Here is an 18,155-nt window from a genome sequence, read left to right as displayed (position 1 = left end):
CGCCGACCGGGCGCAGCTCGCCACCGCCCGCGCGCAGCTGCGCCGGGGCTCGGCCGGGGACGACGTGGGCGAGGCGCTCAATTCCGGGGTAGTGAGCTCACTGCGCTCCAAGCGCGCCGAAGTCGCAGGCCGCGTCGCCGCGCTCGAGGCGCAGTTCGGTCCGGGCTATCCCGCTCTCCAGAGCGCGCGCTCCGAACTCGACATGATCGACGCGCAGATCGCCTCGGAAATCAAGCGCATCATCTCCAACCTCGAAGCCAAGGTGCAGGTCTCCTCGGGGCGGCTTTCCTCGCTGCAGGGCTCGCTCGGCTCGGCCAAGGGGGCGCTGGCCTCGAACAACCGGGCGATGGTCGCGCTGACCGATCTCACGCGCCGGGCCGAAGCCTCGCAGGAACTCTACGACAGCTATCTGGCCCAGTACAAGGAGACCGTGGCGAGCCAGGGGACCGAGCGGCCCGATGCGCGGGTCATCTCCTACGCCGATCTGCCCGAGACGCAGGTTTCGCCCCGGCCCCTTCTCAACCTCGTGCTGGCGCTGGTCGTGGGACTGGGCGTGGGCGTGGTGATCGGCCTTGTCCGAGAGATGCTCTACACCGGCCTTTCGACGGCCTCGGATGTCGAACACAAGCTGTCCCTGCGCTGCCTTGAAAGCGTGCCGCAGGTGGGCAGCATCCTGCCCGGTGAGGACGATCCGGTTGAAGCCATCGCCAACGCGCCGATGTCGGGCTACGCCGAGGCGTTCCGGGGCCTGCGCGCCTCGATCAACCATGCGCTGGGAGACACGCGCAACCTGGTGCTGATCACGTCTGCGCTCCCGCGTGAAGGCAAGACCACGATCTCGGCAGGACTGGCCCGGGTGGCCGCGCTGACCGGGGAGCGCGCGGTGGTGGTCGATGTCGATGTGCGCCAGCGCGGAGCGACCCGCGCGCTTTCGGGCGAGCTTCCGCAGGTGGGCCTGCTCGAGGTGCTGCGCGGGGAGGCGACACTCGAGGAAGCGCTGGTTCTGGACGCGCGGCGGGGGATCTGTGTCCTGCCGATCGTGGGCGAGGCGCATGGGCTGGAGGATCTGCTCGGCAATGGGGAGATGGGACCCTTGCTGGCCCGGCTCGGCGATACCTTCGACCTTGTCCTGCTCGATGCCCCGCCGGTCTTGCCGATTACCTATACCCGTACGCTGGCGACGCAGGTCGACGGGGTGGTCATGGTCGCGCGCTGGCGGGCCACCGCGGACCATGCGATCCGTGCGGCGCTGCGGCTCCTGCCCGAAGGGCGGGTGCGGGTGGCGGGAGCTGTCCTGAGCCAGGTGGACCTGCGCAAGCAGGCGAAGTTCGGCTACGGCGATGCGAGCTTCTACTACGAACAATACCGGAAATATTACGCCTGAGAAAACGGGCATGATGGGGACCCGGGGCAGAAGCGCTCCGGGGGCCGGATCGATCGGGTGGGCAAGGTCTGCCATGTCTTCAAGGGGGCAAGCGCTGCGGTGAAAGTTCTTTATGTCGTGCCGCCATCGACGCATTTCGCCGGGATGGAGCGGGTCGTCCACGATCTCGCCTGTGGTCTCGCCACGCGCTATCGCGGGCGCATCGAGGTCAGCGTGCTCTATTGCCACCGCTATGTCGAACTGCCCGAGAGCCTGCCCTATGAGGTTCTCTTCGAGGAGGCGGGGAGCCTGCGCGCCTTTCCCAGGAAAGTCGCGCGCCAGCTGGGCCGGGACCGCTACGACGTGGTCGTCATCGCCCAGTTCGAGCCCACCGTGCTGGTCTGGTTGCTGCACCGCCTGGCCCGGGGCAAATCGCGCTTCGTGATGCACCTGCATGGAAATCCCAAGGTGGAAGGGAGGACTTCGCGGCGTGCGCGGCTCGCCTTCTCGCTGTTCAACCTGCTGGTGCCGCGCATGGACAAGGTCATTGCGGTTTCCCCCGCGCTGGCGCGCTACCTGGCCTCGCGCACCGGGCACGCGGACGTGGCGGACTATCTGCCCAACCCGGTCCGCCAGTTCGGCGAAGTCGTGCGCACGGCAGGTTCCAGCGGCCCAGTCAGGTTCCTCACCATCGGGCGCCTTGCACGCCAGAAAGGGCACGATGTCCTGATCGAGGCCTTTGCGCAGCTGATCGCGCAAGGGATCGATGCGTACCTCACCATCGTCGGCGATGGCGAGGAGCGGGACGTCCTTGCCACGCAGATCGAACGGCTGGGGCTGGCAGGCAAGGTGCGCCTGGCTGGCAAGATCGCCTATCCGGCGGCCGAACTCGCCGAGGCGGAATGCTTTGTGAGCGCCTCGCGCTGGGAAGGCTTTGGTGTTGCCATTGTCGAGGCCATGTCGGCCGGGCTTCCGGTGATTGCCACCGACTGCGATTTCGGCCCCACCGATCTCATCGACATGCCCGAGAAGGGTGAGGTCGTGCCCGCCGAGGATGCGGGCGCTCTGGCCGCAGCCATGGCCGACTTTGCGGCCCGCGCGAGGTTGCGGGCCGAGGAGCCGGTGCGGCGTGAGGCCGCCTCCTTCTTTCGCCTCGACAACGTGGTCGCCCAGCACGCCGCCATGCTTGAGGGACTGGCCTGGCGCGGAGACGTGGCGCGTGGCTGATGCGAAGGCCCCAGAGTCGGAGTCGGTGCCGGTGCAGGCGGGGGGAGAGGCCCTGGGCGGGCGGACTGCAGGCAGCGCGGCCTGGCTGATCGGCGGACGTCTGTTTACCAAGTTTGTCGAGTTCCTGAGCCTCCTGGTCCTCGCCCAGCTCCTTACGCCGGAGGACTTTGGCGTCATTGCGATCGCGATGACGCTGGTCACGATTGTCGAGGCCGTGTTCGAACTGCCGATCACGCAGGTGCTGATCGCGCGCCAGGCGATCTCGCAGCGCCACCTCGATACCGCCTTCACGCTGAGCGCGCTGCGGGGCGGTGCGCTGACGCTGGTGGTCTGGGCGAGCGCGGTGCCCTTTGCCCATTTCTACCGCAACGACACGCTCGTCTGGATGATTCTGGCCCTGGGCGTGGCGCCGGGCCTGCGCGGCATGGGCAGTCCCGGGTTGGTGCTCTACGCGCGCGAGCTCAAGTACCGTCGCGAGATTGCCGCGGAGCTTGTGTGCAAGACAGGCTCGCTGGTCTGCTCGGTGGCGGCGGCCTGGTGGCTGCGCGACTACCGCGCGCTGATGGTGGGCATCGTGGCGACGCCCACCATCTGGATTCTGGCCTCCTATGCGCTCGCCCCGTACCGGCCCCGGCTCTCGCTGGCCGAGTGGCCGCTCTTCGCCGATTTTCTGGGTTGGACGACAGGCGCGCAGCTTCTGGCCGCGATCAACTGGCAGTGCGACCGCCTGATCCTGGGCCGGTTCGTCAGCCCGGCCCAGCTGGGTATCTACTCGGTCGCCAACGACCTGTCCTACGTGCCCGAGCAGGCCCTGATCCGTCCCATCGTGCGCCCGCTCCTGTCGGTCTTCGCGCTCATCGCGGACCAGCGCGCGCGTCTGGCCACGGCCTATGTCCAGGCCTCGAATGCCGTGCTGGCCATCGGTGCGCCGGTGCTTCTGGGGCTGTGCCTGTTGGCCCGGCCCGCCGTCGCGCTCGCGCTGGGCGACAAGTGGCTCGGGGCCATTCCGGTGCTGCAATGGCTTTCGCTCACGCTCATCCCGCCGCTTCTGACCGCGCCCTATTCCTCGCTGGCGATGGCGCTGAACCGGCCGCAGGGTCTGCTTGGTCAGCGCGCGGCCGAACTCGTCTTCAAGGTGCCGCTGATGGTGGTGGGCGCGGTCTGGTACGGCATCGAGGGGGCGGTGGGCGCCCGCGCGATCTCCGCGCTCAGCACCGCGCTGATCGTCATGGTGATGACGCGCCGCCTGATCGGGGTGTCGGTGTGGCACCAGCTTGTGGCGACCTGGCGCACAGTCCTTGCGAGCGGAGGTCTCATGGCGGTCCTCTATGCGCTGCGCCCTCGGCTGGCGGACCTTGCCGGGCTGGAGCTGGCGCTGGGAATCGGGCTGGTCGCGGGGCTCGGCATGGCGGTCTATGGCCTGATCCTCGCGCTGACCTGGCACCAGGCCGGGCGGCCGGCAGGGATCGAGAGCATGGCCTATGACCGCGTGCTCGTGCGCGTACTTGCACGGCTGCGTGGCCCCCGCGCGGAGCAGCGCTCAGCGTGAGGAGAAGCGCAGTCTGATCATCGGGCGGACCGCAGCCATCGGCAGGGTTGCGAGGAGTGCCGAGTACCCGGCGATGGCAAGGCGCCGCACGAGCGGCTCGAAGCTGCGCTGGAACGGCAGGCGCGCGGCATCAAGGAGGATGCACAGGCGCGAATCCTCGGGCATCGGGTGGCTGTCGGGCTGGAGCCTAAGCGAGGCGGCGCGCAGCTGGAGAAGGTGGTTCGCGCGGCGCAGGGCTGCGCTTCCCGGCGGCGCCATGCCTCCCATTTCGCAGGCATCCTGGGTTGCCTTGAGACGTTTGCGCGCGCGCTCGACCTCGCGGGCGAAGTGGCTGACATTGGCCAGCATGTTGGAATCGTTGGCGCCGTGGATGCGGTAGCGCACCAGCGGCTGCACGATCGTGACGACTTCGCCCAGGAACGGGGCCATCGCGATGCAGGTGGTGTCGGTCGAGCTGTCACGGCTGGCATCGAGCGGGAAGATCCGCGCGAGGAAGCTGCGGGCATAGGCATTCCCGGAGCCCGGCGGTGAGGGGTATTCGTTGGTGTGGTGGGCCCAGGCGCGGATGTCGCAGGCGCGGGGCGGCTGGCGGATGTGGGGCAACAGCGCGGGGAGCGGCTGCTCGTTCTCGTCCACCTTCTGCATCAGCACCTGGACCTTGCTGATCCCCTCATGCCAGACGGCGGCCACCTCGCGGGCGAGCCCGGGTTCGAGAACGTCATCGGCATCGAGGAACACGACGACATCGCCGCTGGCGAGCGCGAAGCCGGCATTGTTGGCGCGAACCTGTCCGGCGTTGTCCTGGAAGACCGCACGGATGCGCGCACCATAGGCGGAAATGACGCTGCGCGAATCGTCGCTGGAGCCGTCGTCGATGACGATCACCTCCACCTCGGGCCAGTCGAGGCCGAGCGCACTGTCGATCGCCCGGGCCACGAACCGACCGTAGTTGTAGTTGGCGATAATGACGCTGAAACGCAGGGACGCTTCCATACGGTCTCCGGGTGCGCATTCGAAATATTAGGTGAAGCCGGTATTTGCCAGCCTCTGCAATAATTGTATTTATATGATGTATTGATTTAAGCTACTAAGTAAAGATAAATTAGTTTTGCAACTTTATTATTGCAATATAGGTCTGTTTTGGTTCTATGGCCCGACAGTAAGGGGAAGGCTATGGCGAGAGGAATTGTCGTCGTTATCGCGAGTGTGAACCGGCCGCGGGAATTGGGGCGTTGGGTGGAGCACATCGCCAGGCAGACCCTGAAGCCGTGCGAGATGATCTGGGCGGTCACCTCGCAGGCCGACCTGCCCGAGGGATACGAGCTGGGCACCGTCACACAGGGCTTCTCGATTCTGGAGTGTCCGGTGGGATTGACCCGTCAGCGCAACCGCGGCCTCGCGCATATTTCCAGCGACCCGGAATATGTCGTCTTCTTCGATGACGACTACGTGCCGACCGCAAGCTGCCTCGCCGATATCGTGCGTGCCTTTGAAATCATGCCCGAAGTGGTCGGCCTTACCGGAACGATGCTGGGCGACGGGATCTGCACGCGCGGGATCGAGTACGAGGAGGCTCGCGCGCTCGTCGAGCGCTACGAGCAGGGCCGGGTCTTCCCGGAAAAGCCGTCGCTGGAGCCCTGGGAGGGGCTCTATGGCTGCAACATGGCCTACCGTGCCGCGGCGATCGAGGGCCAGGAGTTCGACGAGAACCTTCCGCTCTACGCCTGGCAGGAGGATGTCGACTTTGCAGTGCGCGTCGCCAGAGGGCGGCCGATGGGGCGCACCGATGCCTTTGCTGGTGTGCACCAGGGTATCAAGGGCGGGCGTGGCAGCGGGCGGCGGCTGGGTTACTCGCAGATCGTCAATCCGCTCTACCTCCTGCGCAAGGGAAGCATGAAGTGGCGCAAGGCGCTGGTCATGGCGAGCCGTAACGTGATCGCCAACCACGTGCGCTCCGCGCGCCCCGAACCCTGGATCGATCGGCGCGGGCGCGTGGTCGGCAACTGGGTGGCCTTGTGGGATGTCGCGCGCGGGCGCGTCGATCCCATGCGCGCGCTCGAACTGTGATGCACGGCCCGGTTGCGGTTGGCGGCCACGCGCCGGGCGGAGGCCAGGATGAACAGGCCGCGGGCGAGCTCGTCATCAACGGGCGCTTCCTGTGCCAGCCGGCCACCGGCGTTCAGCGCGTCGCACGCGAATTCGTGCTGGCGCTTGAGCGGCTGCTTGTGCGCGGTGAGTTTCCGGGCCTGCGCGCACGGCTCGTTGCACCATCCGAGGCCGAGTTCGGCGCGCTGAACCTTGCCTGCATCGCCCCGCAGCATCTGCCGGGCGGTACGGGGCATTACTGGGAGCAGGTGACCCTGCCGCGCCATGTCGGAGATGCGCACCTGCTGTGCCTTGGCAACCTTGCGCCCTTGCGCAGCCTGATCGGGGGCGCGCCGGTGGCGGTCATGCTGCACGACCAGTCCTTCCGCACCTTCAAGGGCGACTACAGCCTGCCCTACCGGTTATTTCACGAGGTCGTCGGCCACTTTCTCGTGCGCCGCGCGCGCCCGCTCATCACCGTCTCGCAGATCGAGGCCGAGGCCATCCGCGCGGCCAACGGCGGGCGTCCGGAGCAGCTAGTGGTCGCGCCCAACGGGAGTTGGATGAATGACGAACCCGCGCCTCCCCGTCCGGCCCGGGACACCGCAGCGGCGCCTTACGTGCTGCACGTGGGGGGCTTTTCCGAACGCAAGAACGTGGGCCGCGTCTTTGCCGCCGCCGAGGTTCTGGCGGGCGATGGCGTGGAGGTCCGGCTGGTCGGTCGGCCCAATGCGCGCTGCGAGGAGTGGCTCGCGGGCCTGTCGCCCGAGGTTCGCGCCAGGGTGCGTTTTACCGGCTTCGTCGACAACGCGCAGCTGACCCGCCTCTACAGCGAGGCGGCCTGTCTCATGTACCCCTCGCTCTACGAAGCCTCGGGCCTTCCGCCGAGCGAGGCGATGCGGCTGGGCTGTCCGGTCGTGGTTTCGGACCTGCCGGTGCTGCGCGAACGGTGCGGGGAAGCTGCGCTCTATTGCGATCCGCTTGACGCGGCGAGCCTGGTGGCCCGGGTTCGCGAGGTGCTTGGCGATCCGTTCCTGGCGGGCCGTCTGTCACAGCGCGGGCAGGCGCGTTCGCAGATATTCAGCTGGGAGAACCAGGCGCGCATCATCGTGCGCGCTCTTGGCTTCGCATCCTGAGTTCGCGTCGCCAGTGGCCTGGCGGGCGGTCTCCTCTTCATCCGGAATGGGCAGGTACGGGACGGCGCCAGCTGGCCACGGAGGGACGCGGTGCGACCGCTTCTGGCCGTAGTCGTGGAAGGCTGCGCAGGGCCAGCGAGACCGCGGCGAAGACCGCGAAGTCCCCTCCCGGATCGCAGGTCGGCGAGACGACCGCAGCGGGAATGAGCACGCACAGCGCCGCCCAGCCGCCCGCCGCCCCGATCATCGTGTTTTCGCCGAACTGGCGCCCCAGGCGCGGCCCGCAGTAGGTCGAGATACGCAAGGGGCGGAACGCCCGTGCCAGGTGGGCAAGAAAGGCCAGGCTTCCGATCAGGCCCGTCGAGCCGAGCATCGCGGTGAAGAAGCTGGAGGAGCGGAAGCTGCCCGGGCCGATGCCGACGCCATAGGAGGCGAAGAAGGCGTCGATCCCGATGCGCGCCCAGAAGGCACGCTGGATGCCCGATTCGCTGTCCTGCTTGTCGATCGTCGCGCGCCGCAGGATCGTGCTCATCAGGTCGATGAAGGCAGGCCACAGGAAGGCGAGCGCACAGACCGCGATCAAGAGCGCCAGCGCGGCCCCCGCCAGCGTCAGACCCTTGCGCGCATCGAGGTGCTGGGGGGCCAGCAGCAGGCGCAGGCCCACGATGACCCCGTAGCCGCCAAGGCCCAGGTACGCCGTCGAGGAGGTCGAGAAGAACAGCACCAGCGCCAGCGCCAGCGCGGCGGGGGCGGTCCGGCGCGGCAGGATGTCGCGCAGCCAGCATTCGAGCAGGAACACGAACCAGCCGAAGGCAAATCCGACATAGGCCGAGGGCTCGGTGAAGATCCCCGTCAGGCGCACCATGCCGTAGGCGGTCTGGTCGGTCTGGGTGTAGTTGGCGTTGCGCAAGGCATCGACGAGGAGATCGAAGGGCGTGCCCTTGAGAACCGCGGCCAGGACGCCAAGCGTCACGTGGATCCAGGCCATGAGGACGCCCATCTTCACGAAGCGCCGTCCGGCCCCGTCCTCCTGCATGGCCAGGTAGGCGACGATCCCGGCGCAGACCGTGCCGAGGAGGTAGACCGTGACCGTCACGTTCTGCGGCGAGGGCGCCAGCGGGACGGTGTCGAAAAGCGAGCGGGTGGGGCCCGTCGCGCGCATGGCCGTGACCTGGATGCTATCGCGAAAGAAGCTGGGCGCCATGGCCGCGGCGAGCAGGCCATAGAGCGCGTAGATGGCGAGCCAGGCATTGGCCCGGATCGCACCGCGTGCCTCGCGCCAGCGCCGGCTGTTGGGGAGCGTCATGCGGGCGAGCGCGAAGACCAGCGCAAAGGGGGCAGGCGGCACCGAGGAGCCGCCGAGCGCGGGAAGCTGGGCCGCCGCCGATCCGCCCAGCAGGGTGCAGGCCATGACCAGCAGCAGCATGTCCATCATCCCGCCGCGAAACATGAGGAAGATCCCGATGATCGCGATGACAAGGCCGATGTGGGTGAGGATCATGGCGTGCCTCCTGGCGGTCTCAGGCCGAAAGCGCCTGGGGCGCCGCGGGATAGGGCCGATGCCCCAGCGCCTGGGCCCGCTCGATGGTTTCGAGAAAGCGCGTGCGGAACACCTCGGGGCTGAAGCGGCGGGCCTGGCGCACCGCGGCCTCGGGGACGAAGTGGGCCTCCCAGCTCTCGAAGCGGGTGAGCGCGGCGTTGAGTGCGGGGGCTGAGTTCTCCCGGAAAAAGAGCCCGGTTTCGCCCTCGACCACGGTTTCGAGCGCGCCGCCCCGGCCATAGGCAATGACCGGGCGGCCCGAAGCCATGACCTCGACCGGGATCATGCCGAAGTCCTCCTCGCCGGTGAACACCAGCGCGCGGGCGCGGGCGTAAGCAGCGCGCAGCGCGGTGAAGTCGAGCCGGCGGGTAAAGCGCACGTTGGGCGCGGCGCGTGCACGCAGCTCCTCGAACATGGGCCCATCGCCCACGACGTGGAGCTTGCGCCCGCTCGCCGAGAAGGCGTCGACCGCGAGATCGGGGCGCTTGTAGGAGACAAGCTGGCCCACCCAGAGATACTCCTCGTCGTGGGTGTCGACAGGGGTGAACAGCGCGGTGTCGACCGGCGGATGGACGACGCGGGCATCGCGCCCCCAGAACTTGCCGATGCGCGCGCGGATATAGGCGCTATTGGCCATGATGAGATCGCTGCGTGCGGCGCTGGCAACGTCCCAGGTGCGCAGGGCGGGCGCGAACAGCGGCATCGAGATCCGCGCGCCCAGCCCGCCGGTGCTGCGGTACTGGTGGTACTGGTCCCAGATGTAGCGCATCGGCGAGTGGCAGTAGGTGACGTGGGTGGCATCGGGCCGGGTGATGACGCCCTTGGCCGGGCCCGCCTCGCTGGAGATGACCAGGTCGTAATCGGTGAGGTCCAGCCCTTCCAGGGCCCGCGGCATGAGCGGCAGGTACTTCTGGTAGTGGGTGCGGGCGCCCGGCAGACGCGCGATGAAGGTGGTCTCGATCCGGCGCGCGCGCAGCTTGTCGGAGAGTTTCGCCGGGTCGACGACATGCGTGAAGATATCGGCCTCGGGGAACATGTCGCAGATGTGCTCGAGAACGCGTTCGCCGCCCCGCATGCCGACAAGCCAATAATGAATGATTGCTGTTCGCACCGAGCACCCCGTCATGTCTTCTTTCATGAAGTAATAAATATATAGAGTGCGCAGCAACTGCTGGGAAGTCATTTAATTTTGAGATTGTCCAGTATAGAGGCGGTGCTGGAGTCTATATTTATTGACAATTGTGCCGATCTGTATTGCTGTGGCAGGTGAAATAAAGCGTGCGCGCAGGTGCGGGACGACAGCCTAGGGGGCCCCATGAACACGATGTACCAGGATGGAACCTACTTCGAGAACAACCCGGCCTGGCACGAGGCGGACTCGCCCTGGAAGGCCAATCACATCAGGAACATCCTCCTCGACAACGGCATCGCGCACGACAAAGTGTGCGAGGTCGGCTGCGGCGTGGGGGGCATTCTTCTCAATCTCGAGGAGATGCTGCCCGAGGCCCGGCTGAGCGGTTATGAAATCTCGCCTCAGGCCTTCTCGGTTGCGAACACGCGTGGGACCGAGCGTACGCAGTTCTACTTTGGGGACATAACCAAGGCCGAGGATCCCGATTTCGATGTGCTCATGCTCATCGACGTGATCGAGCATGTCGACGACTATATGGCCTTCATGAAGAGCCTGAAGCCGATCGGGCGCTACAAGGTGCTGCACATCCCGCTCGACCTGTCCGTGCAGTCACTCGTGCGGGTTTCGCCGATCCTCAACCAGCGGCGCGATCTTGGCCACATTCACTATTTCTTCAAGGACCTGGCGCTGCGCGCGCTCGAGGACTGCGGCTACAGGATCGTCGACTGGCGCTACACCGCGAGCCGGCTGGAATTGCCCGACCAGGCGCTTCTCAGCCGCCTGATGAAGCTGCCGCGCCGCCTGCTCTATGCGCTCTCACCCGATCTCGCGGTGCGCGTGGTGGGGGGCTACTCGCTGCTCGTCCTCGCCGAATGAACCGAAAAGGCCCCCGGCACCGTGCAGGTGCCGGGGGCCTTCCCCTCGTTGGGAGCAGGGCAACGGCGTGATCCGGGTGGGACGATCCGGATCACGCCGTTCGTGTAAGGGTCACTCGGCGGGGACCGGGCGGCCTGTCTCGCACAGCGCGCGCACGAGGTTGGTCTGCTGCAGGCGGCGCGGGACCCAGCGGCTCTGCAGGCTGGCCGTGATGGTGCGCCCATAGAAGCCCGCGATGCGGTCGTGGTGGGGCAGGCACCAGTCCTCGAAGCGGGTGAGGTACCCGCGCAGGCGCAGCGCCTTCTTCTCGATCAGGTGCCAGGAACCATAGGCGATGAGGCAGATGATCGGCGTGGCGACGAACAGGTTCACCCACCAGAAGCGCAGGTCCGGGAGCGTCGCCGAGACCGCCTGCTGGATCGGAAAGCCGTAGAGAAAGATGCCATAGGAATAGTCCCCGCTCGACACCAGCGAGGAGCACGGGGGATTGGTGAGGCCAAGATAGACCGTGACATAGGCCAGCGGCAGCGCAGCGAGTGAATTGGCCAGCGGCATGTAGAGCAGGACCAGGCTGACGAGCGCGGCCACCACGCACAGCCCCGGGCTCCAGGGCAGGCGGTCGCGCAGGCGGTAGAGCAGGGAGCCGTAGAGGAAGGCGAGCACCAGCACCGGGCCGCGCAGGATTCCCTCGTCCTGCTGGGGATCAAGGACGATCCAGGCGCTCGCCGCGATCTGGAGGGCGATACAGCCGAACACGAACAGCGCGGGCACCCGGTACATCTGGAAGATGTAGAACAGCGCGATCGCGATGTAGCACTTGAGCTCGAAGGGCAGGGTCCAGAGCTGCGCGTTTACCTGCGTCGCCGGATTCGCAAGGAAGACGCCGGGCAGGTCATACTGGACGATGCCCAGCATGTTGAGCGCGTAGCGCTGGAACACCGGATCGGTGAAGTAGAGGTCGAGCGCATAGGCGGTGAAGAGCGGGCCGATCACCAGCATCGCGATCAGCGATTCGACCGCCAGCGCGGGAAAGATGCGCAGCACGCGAAGGCCCAGGAAGCTGATCAGCGTGCGCGAGCGCTCCAGGCTTCCCGACACCAGGAACCCGCTGAGCGCGAAGAACATCGGCAGGATCGCAGCCCAGATCGGGCGGCTGGGGCCCAGCGCGAGTGCGGTCTGGGTCTCGGTCCCGTACGAGGTGATCGCGGTGTGCCAGACCACGATCATCGCGGCGAGAGCGATACGCAGATAATCGAATCCCGCCGGACGCCCGCGTGTTGCGGTCAGTTGTTCACTCAGCGTCATGATCTCGTCTCCAGTGCCTGCCGCGGATTCGCTTGTCCCCGGCGCCGGTCCCAAGTGCTCGAAAGTCGTAGTGGATGCGCAATGCAGCTTACTTATTTATTTTTATCCAAGCAAAGCTGGATTTCACTAGTAATGTTAGGAATGTCTTCAATGACGCATATTTATTATATTTGCAATTATAGAAATAGAGAGTAAATTAATTCGGCGGTCTTGAGCTGTGGGGAGAGTCCGGTGTCTTGGGATCGTTCTATTGTAATTCTGCAGGCCCTTCCGCGGATCGCGCAGGCGCGGTGCCCGGGGGCATGATGGAGGTGCTTGCCAAGGCCAATCCTGCGCGTGGGGTACGGCATCGCCGGTTCGAACTGGGGGGGCTCGTCATTCTGCTCACTGGTGCGTTCCTCGTTGCAGGGGCTGGGCGCGGCGAAGTGACCGCAGGCACTGCGCCGCAGCTGGGAGAGGCGCTCGCGATCGAGCGGTTCACGCTCACGTTCGAGGAGAATTTCGACGAGCTCGACGTCTCGGCCTGGGGGCCAGGGACGCGCTGGATCGCGCATACGCCCTGGGCCGGGGATTTCGGCGATGCGGTGTTTCGCGATCCGCAGCCCGATGGGCCCTTCCATGTCGAGGCGGGGATGCTCACCATCGAGATGCGCGAGCGCGACGGGCGCTGGGAATCGGGTCTGCTCTCGGCCGCCGACAGCGCCTCGCGCGGCTTCCTGCAGTCCGGTGGCTATTTCGAGATGCGCGCGCGCCTGCCCGGCGGACCGGGAGTGTGGCCCGCCTTCTGGCTGGGCTCGAACGCGCAAGGGGGCAGGCCCAATCCGGAAATCGACGTGCTGGAATATTACGGCCAGTTTCCCGACGCCTACCTGGCGACCACGCATGTCTGGCAGGACGGAAAGTCGCAGGCGGGCGAAACCTACCGGGTCGACGTTCCGGCCCATTCCCTGGAACGGGAATTCCACACCTTCGGGGTCGCGATAGACCGCGATTTCGTCACCTTCTACCTCGACCGCAAGGTTGTCGCGAGCGAGCCGACACGTGCGGAATACCTGCAGCCGATGTTCCCGATGGTGAACCTGGCCGCGGGCGGCGGCTGGCCGATCGAGGGCATGAAAAGCCCCTCACGCATGCAGGTCGACTATGTCCGCGTGTACCGCGCCAAGGACGAGGCGAGATCATGACGGGGCCTTGCGAACAGTTCGATTTTCTCCTCGGTTGGCGAGACGTTGCATGCGCATAGTCCACTATCTCAATCATACGTGCCTGGGGAACGGGCATGTCGCCGTCGCGGTCGACCTGGCCTGCGACCAGGTCAATGCCGGGCACGATGTCTATGTCGTCAGCGGCTATGGCGACCTCGATGCCCTGCTCGTGCGCAACGGGGTGAAGGTCATCCAGTTCGGCGACTCGAAGGGGCCCCTCAAGCTGGGGATCATGGCCTGGCGGTTCTGGCGCGCGGTACGCCGAATCAAGCCCGACGTGGTCAATGCGCACATGGTCTACGCCGCGCTTTCCGCCCGCATCGTAAGCCTGTGGCAGCGCTTCGGGCTGGTCACGACGGTCCACAATTCCTTCGACGAACAGGCCAACCTCATGCGCGTGGGCGACAGGGTGATCACCGTCAGCGAGGCGGTGGGCGAGGACATGCACGCACGCGGCATCCCCCGCGCCAAGCTGCGCACCGTCACCAATGGCACGGTCGGGGGGGTACGCCGCCCCGTGTTCTTCGGCACGCCGGTCTCGCTGCAGCATCCCGCGATCGTGACGGTCTGCGGTCTCCATTCGCGCAAGGGGGTCGATTACCTGATCGATGCCTTTGCCATGGTGCGCAAGCGTTATCCCGGCGCGCATCTCTACCTCGTGGGTGGCGGGCCCGAACAGGCCGACTTCGAAGCGCGGGCCGAGGCGTCGGGCAGCGGGCACCATATCCATTTCATGGGCTACCGCGACGATCCGCGCGACGTGCTCGCAAGCGCGGACCTCTTCGTGCTTGCCTCGCTGCGCGATCCCTGCCCGCTCGTCATCTTCGAGGCGCGCGAGATGGGCAATCCCATCATCGCCAGCGCCGTCGACGGGATTCCGGCCGCGCTTGGCCATGGCCAGCGCGGGGTGCTGGTGCCCCCGGCGGACAGCGATGCGCTGGCGCGCGAGATGACGCGCCTCCTCGGTGATGAGCGCCTGCGCGAGACGCTCTCGAGTGCCGCGCGCGAGAACATCGCGGAGATTTCGGTGCGGCGCATGTCGCAGGAGACGCTGGCCGTTTACCGCGAAACGCTGCCGCCGGGGCTGCGGGAGGCCGAGGAGCAGGCGCCTAAGGTGCGCCCGCGGCGCGCCTTGCCCCAGGATGGAGTTGCGGAAACGGGAGGAGGACGAGGATGAAGGGCGTCGATCTGGAAGGCATTCGCGTGATCTCGTGCGATGTCTTCGACACCCTGCTTCGGCGCAACGCTACCGCCGAGCCGGGGCGGGTGCGTCACGTCGCCGAGCGGGCGGCGGCCATGCTCCTACGCGAGCGCGGCCTGCTGGTGAGCAAGGAAGCGCTGTGGCGCGCGCGTCGCAACGTCCAGCACCTCGCCTACCGTGCGCTCGATATGGCCGATCCGACAGGGGAAGTGACCTTCGATGCTCTGGTTCAGGGCATGGCGCTGTCGCTCGGGTTCGGCCCGGCCGAGGCGCAGGTTCTCGCCCGTGCCGAGATCGAGGTCGAGCGCACGCAGCTCGCGCCCAACACCTCGCTGCTCACCTGGCTGACCCGGCGCGCCTCCGAGGGCATCCGGATCATCGCGGTGAGCGACACCTGGCACACCGCAGCGACCATTCGCGGCCTGCTCGACGACCTGGCCGAGGGGCACCCCATCGCGAAGGTCTATACCAGTGCGGACCTCGGCGCGACCAAGCGGACCGCGGCCATCTTCCCCAAGGTTGCCGACGCCGAGAAGGTGCCTGCCGGTGCCTTCCTGCACATTGGCGATGATGCCCAGGCCGATGAGCGCATGGCGCGCAGCGCCGGGCTTCGCCCGCATCGTATCTTTCCCCCGCGGCTCGTCATTCTCGAGCGCCGCCTCGATGCCGCGCGTGCGCGGCTGGCCCGCAAGATGCCGGAACGCTGATCATGAACTTTGCTCTTCCCCTGTTTCCCCGCGGCGACCTCGCAGCCGAACGATTCGGTTGCGAGGTCCTGGGGCCGATCTTCGCCGAGTTCGCGCAGCGCCTCTGGACCTTCCAGTATTACATGCCGGAGAAGGACGACACGTGCCTGCTCTTCTGCGCGCGCGGAGGGCTGCGTCTGCGGCAGATCTACGAGGCGTTCCTGACCGCGAGCGGTCTGTCCGTGCCCTTGCCCCATGCCGATCTGATGATTTCACGGCTGGTCGCCGCGCGCACCGGGCTCGCCGCGCCGGGGCCGGCGCTGATCGAGGAGCTGGGGCGTGAATTCGAAGGCCAGACCATGGCCGAGGTGGTCCTGGCGCTGACCCAGGATCCTTCGATCCGGCTGGGGCCGGAATGGCATCACCCGTTCGAGGCTGGCACCTTCGAGGCCTTGCTCGAAGGCGAATCGGGGCGTCTGGTGCGCAAGGTTGTCGCGCGTCTCGATGGGGCGTTCCGTCGCCACCTGGATCAGGTCAGCCAGGGACGCGGGCGCGCGATCCTGTGCGACACCGGTCTTTATGGAAGTACGGTCCGCCTGCTCCAGGAGGGCGTACCCCAGGTGCAGTGGTTCGCGGCGCAGTTCGCGCGCAGCAACTACAAGCGCTTTGCCACGCCCCACTTCGAGGTGACGGTAGGCCTCAGCGTCGAGCAGGATGGCTACTGTCCCTGGAATGCGCGCACCTGTGTGTTGCGCTTCTGGCACCTCATCGAATCCGTGCTGGAGCCGGAGCTGGCCAGTGTGAAGTCCTTTTCCAACGAGCCGGTGCCGCGCTCCAATCTCGAGGAGCCGGGCTGGCGCGAGCGGATCGGGGAGGACACCCAGGGGCTTTTCACGGGCGTTCTCACCTATCTGAGCGGTCTCTCGCCCGAGCAGCTGCCCGGTATCGAAACCGCCGCTGAAGAGGCATGGGGGCGGCTGCGCCAGGCGATCATCTGGCCAGGTCGCCAGGACCTTGCGGTTCTCTCCCTGTCGCCGCGTGCCCGCGATTTCGGTCGGATCGAAGCGGTCCACCAGTTTCCCGAGGGCGGTGCGATCACTTCCAGCCTCTGGCGCGAAGGGGCCGTGGTGCAGCGCTATCGCCGGACCGGACGGCTTGGGCTGGCGCTGCTCGAAGCGGCGCACAGCCTGCGGTTCCTCAAGCGCTGGTCCGCAGCCCGCCGCGCCTGAGCGCAGCCGGAGAGCGGCTCCTTCGTCCACGCTGCCTTGGGTGTTTCGCGCGCCCAAGGTGCTGGTTGTCGCGCACGCGCGATTCGATTATCCCTCGTGGGACAGTGTCGTCAGGCCCCATCGCGGTGATGGAATGGCCACGAGCTGCGAATTCGCGTTGGGCACATGATTGGCGATCAAGGACGACATGACCAACAAGGCCCTGGCCCGGAACGGCAGGGCCAGGGACGACAGCGCGCGCCGCGCGTTGCACCGGGATTGGTATCTCGAGCCGGGAAGGGGCGGATCAAGCCGTGGGTGTGGTTCGTTGCCGCACTGGTGAGCCTCGGGCTCTGGGGGGTGATCTTCCAGGCCCTGTGACCGCTTAGGCCCCCTGACCGCACAACGGGATCAGTAGCACCCCTTGGCGCTCATCATCATCGGGATGGTCTGAAGGCAGATGCCCAGGTCTCCCAGGAAGCTGCGGTCCTCGACATAACGAACGTCGAGCCGGACACGCTCCTCGTAGCTGACATCGTTGCGTCCGCTCACCTGCCACAGCCCGGTCAGTCCCGGGCGCAGGGCGCAATAGTGCGCGAAGTGATCGCCATAGCGCACGGCTTCGGCCTCGATGATCGGGCGTGGACCGACCACCGACATGTCCCCTTTCAGGATGTTCCAGAGCTGGGGCAATTCGTCGAGGCTCGAGGAACGCAGGAAACCGCCGACAGGGGTGATGCGCGGATCGTTGCGCAGCTTCTGGTCACGCATCCATTCCGCACGTGCCACCGGGTCCTCCGCCAGCAGACGGGCAAGCTGCACGTCGGCATCGGTGACCATCGAGCGCAGCTTGTAGCAGAGGAACAGGCGGCCATCCTTGCCGATGCGGCGCTGGGCGAAGATCACCGGCCCCGGGCTCGTCAGCTTCACCGCGAGGCAGAGCAGCGCGAACAGCGGGAGGAAGATGATGATCAGGCTCACCGCAAAGAGTATGTCGAAAGAGCGTTTCATGGCGCACAGCTTGATCGCGTGCAGATCGCTAGTTTCACCGGTCGCATCGGGACCCTGTTCAAGCGTCTCGACATCATTCTCGGAATGGGGCGCCGGTGCAGGCGTTGCAGACATGACACTGACCTCATCCGGCCCGTTCCATTTCGGCTGTGCACGCATCTTCCCACCCTCCAGCCATCGCACGCGAGGCTCAAAACGCCGTTAACTATCCGCTAAGAATATGATCGACGCTATTTTCGTCAAGTAAAAATATAATCAATACGTACCTATATTTAGCCACGTCTCTGCATTTGCTTCTTTTGATCAAATATTGATTGAATTAAATCAATGCCTGTTGGGCTGCATGCGCCTTGTTATATTCTGGTTGCGCATTGGCACCAACGCGATGCGAGGCGGATCTACGTTGACGCGTCGCAGGCTCCGGGGGCGGGACGCGGCATTTGCACGGACATTCCAGGTGCGGGAGTTCGACGCGCCTCGCTTGCTCGCCCCGAAGGGCCCTCATTCCCACTTGCTGCATTGGGGGGCATGGTTGCTGATGGGACGGGCGCATTTGGAGCTCGCGCACAAAGATTCAAAAAACTGAAAAAAAGGGTTTGACCGAATCGCGGGGCTCACTTAGAGGGCCTCT

15 protein-coding genes are annotated in these 18,155 nt (G+C 66.3%); 10 read left to right on the top strand and 5 right to left on the bottom strand.

From position 1 onward, the window contains the following. The 3 genes from MTR65_RS19490 to MTR65_RS19480 form a co-directional block, all read left to right on the top strand. Nucleotides 1-1,384: GNVR domain-containing protein (locus tag MTR65_RS19490; protein ID WP_243803163.1), on the top strand; the 1,384-nt coding region annotated here is incomplete at its 5' end. 99 nt (nt 1,385-1,483) lie between these two features. Next, complete coding sequence (locus MTR65_RS19485; protein WP_243803161.1) at nt 1,484-2,590, top strand: glycosyltransferase; 1,107 nt, start codon at nt 1,484-1,486, stop codon at nt 2,588-2,590. Then, nucleotides 2,583-4,139: a lipopolysaccharide biosynthesis protein gene (locus tag MTR65_RS19480; protein WP_243803157.1), complete on the top strand. Its 1,557-nt coding sequence runs from the start codon at nt 2,583-2,585 to the stop codon at nt 4,137-4,139. The genes MTR65_RS19485 and MTR65_RS19480 overlap by 8 nt, the downstream gene beginning before the upstream one ends. On the opposite strand, the gene MTR65_RS19475 is transcribed toward MTR65_RS19480, so the two are convergent. Further along, a complete protein-coding gene (locus MTR65_RS19475) occupies nt 4,131-5,132 on the bottom strand; it encodes a glycosyltransferase family 2 protein (protein ID WP_243803156.1) in 1,002 nt (333 codons plus the stop codon). The genes MTR65_RS19480 and MTR65_RS19475 overlap by 9 nt on opposite strands. Nucleotides 5,133-5,312: 180 nt before the next feature. On the opposite strand from MTR65_RS19475, the gene MTR65_RS19470 reads away from it, so the two are divergent. Then, nucleotides 5,313-6,206, top strand: a complete 894-nt coding sequence (locus tag MTR65_RS19470; protein ID WP_243803151.1) for a glycosyltransferase family 2 protein — start codon at nt 5,313-5,315, stop codon at nt 6,204-6,206. Then, nucleotides 6,206-7,360, top strand: coding sequence for a glycosyltransferase family 4 protein (locus MTR65_RS19465; protein WP_243803146.1), 1,155 nt, complete (start codon nt 6,206-6,208; stop codon nt 7,358-7,360). The genes MTR65_RS19470 and MTR65_RS19465 overlap by 1 nt, the downstream gene beginning before the upstream one ends. A 37-nt stretch (nt 7,361-7,397) precedes the next feature. Here MTR65_RS19465 and MTR65_RS19460 read toward each other — a convergent pair whose 3' ends face one another. Continuing rightward, complete coding sequence (locus tag MTR65_RS19460; RefSeq protein WP_243803140.1) at nt 7,398-8,861, bottom strand: hypothetical protein; 1,464 nt, start codon at nt 8,859-8,861, stop codon at nt 7,398-7,400. 19 nt (nt 8,862-8,880) lie between these two features. Then, nucleotides 8,881-9,975 carry a glycosyltransferase gene (locus MTR65_RS19455; protein WP_243803135.1) on the bottom strand — a complete coding sequence of 365 codons (1,095 nt, stop codon included), beginning with the start codon at nt 9,973-9,975 and terminating at the stop codon, nt 8,881-8,883. Nucleotides 9,976-10,215: 240 nt separating this feature from the next. On the opposite strand from MTR65_RS19455, the gene MTR65_RS19450 reads away from it, so the two are divergent. Next, nucleotides 10,216-10,908 carry a class I SAM-dependent methyltransferase gene (locus tag MTR65_RS19450; protein WP_243803131.1) on the top strand — a complete coding sequence of 231 codons (693 nt, stop codon included), beginning with the start codon at nt 10,216-10,218 and terminating at the stop codon, nt 10,906-10,908. 111 nt (nt 10,909-11,019) lie between these two features. On the opposite strand, the gene MTR65_RS19445 is transcribed toward MTR65_RS19450, so the two are convergent. After that, entirely contained in the window at nt 11,020-12,213 is a 1,194-nt protein-coding gene (locus MTR65_RS19445) for an acyltransferase family protein (protein ID WP_243803127.1), read from the bottom strand. Nucleotides 12,214-12,515: 302 nt separating this feature from the next. Between MTR65_RS19445 and MTR65_RS19440 the strand changes: the two genes are divergently transcribed. Genes MTR65_RS19440 through MTR65_RS19425 form a run of 4 tightly spaced genes read left to right on the top strand, consistent with a single transcriptional unit; the run spans nt 12,516 to nt 16,534 of the window. Continuing rightward, complete coding sequence (locus tag MTR65_RS19440) at nt 12,516-13,397, top strand: glycoside hydrolase family 16 protein (RefSeq protein WP_243803123.1); 882 nt, start codon at nt 12,516-12,518, stop codon at nt 13,395-13,397. A gap of 49 nt (nt 13,398-13,446) precedes the next feature. After that, nucleotides 13,447-14,595, top strand: coding sequence for a glycosyltransferase family 4 protein (locus tag MTR65_RS19435; protein WP_243803119.1), 1,149 nt, complete (start codon nt 13,447-13,449; stop codon nt 14,593-14,595). Continuing rightward, complete coding sequence (locus MTR65_RS19430) at nt 14,592-15,326, top strand: HAD family hydrolase (protein WP_243803117.1); 735 nt, start codon at nt 14,592-14,594, stop codon at nt 15,324-15,326. Before MTR65_RS19435 ends, MTR65_RS19430 begins: the two co-directional genes overlap by 4 nt. Before the next feature lie 2 nt (nt 15,327-15,328). Beyond that, on the top strand, nt 15,329-16,534 hold the full coding sequence (locus MTR65_RS19425; RefSeq protein WP_243803112.1) for a hypothetical protein: 1,206 nt from the start codon (nt 15,329-15,331) through the stop codon (nt 16,532-16,534). A gap of 390 nt (nt 16,535-16,924) precedes the next feature. On the opposite strand, the gene MTR65_RS19420 is transcribed toward MTR65_RS19425, so the two are convergent. Further along, entirely contained in the window at nt 16,925-17,638 is a 714-nt protein-coding gene (locus tag MTR65_RS19420) for a sugar transferase (protein WP_243803108.1), read from the bottom strand. Between the last annotated feature and the right edge of the window lie 517 nt (nt 17,639-18,155).

Origin of the sequence: Novosphingobium mangrovi (assembly GCF_022818885.1) — a bacterium.
Lineage (GTDB): Bacteria > Pseudomonadota > Alphaproteobacteria > Sphingomonadales > Sphingomonadaceae > Novosphingobium > Novosphingobium mangrovi.
Note: the sequence above shows the minus strand (reverse complement) of the source record. Positions and strands in the feature narration are given on the sequence as shown.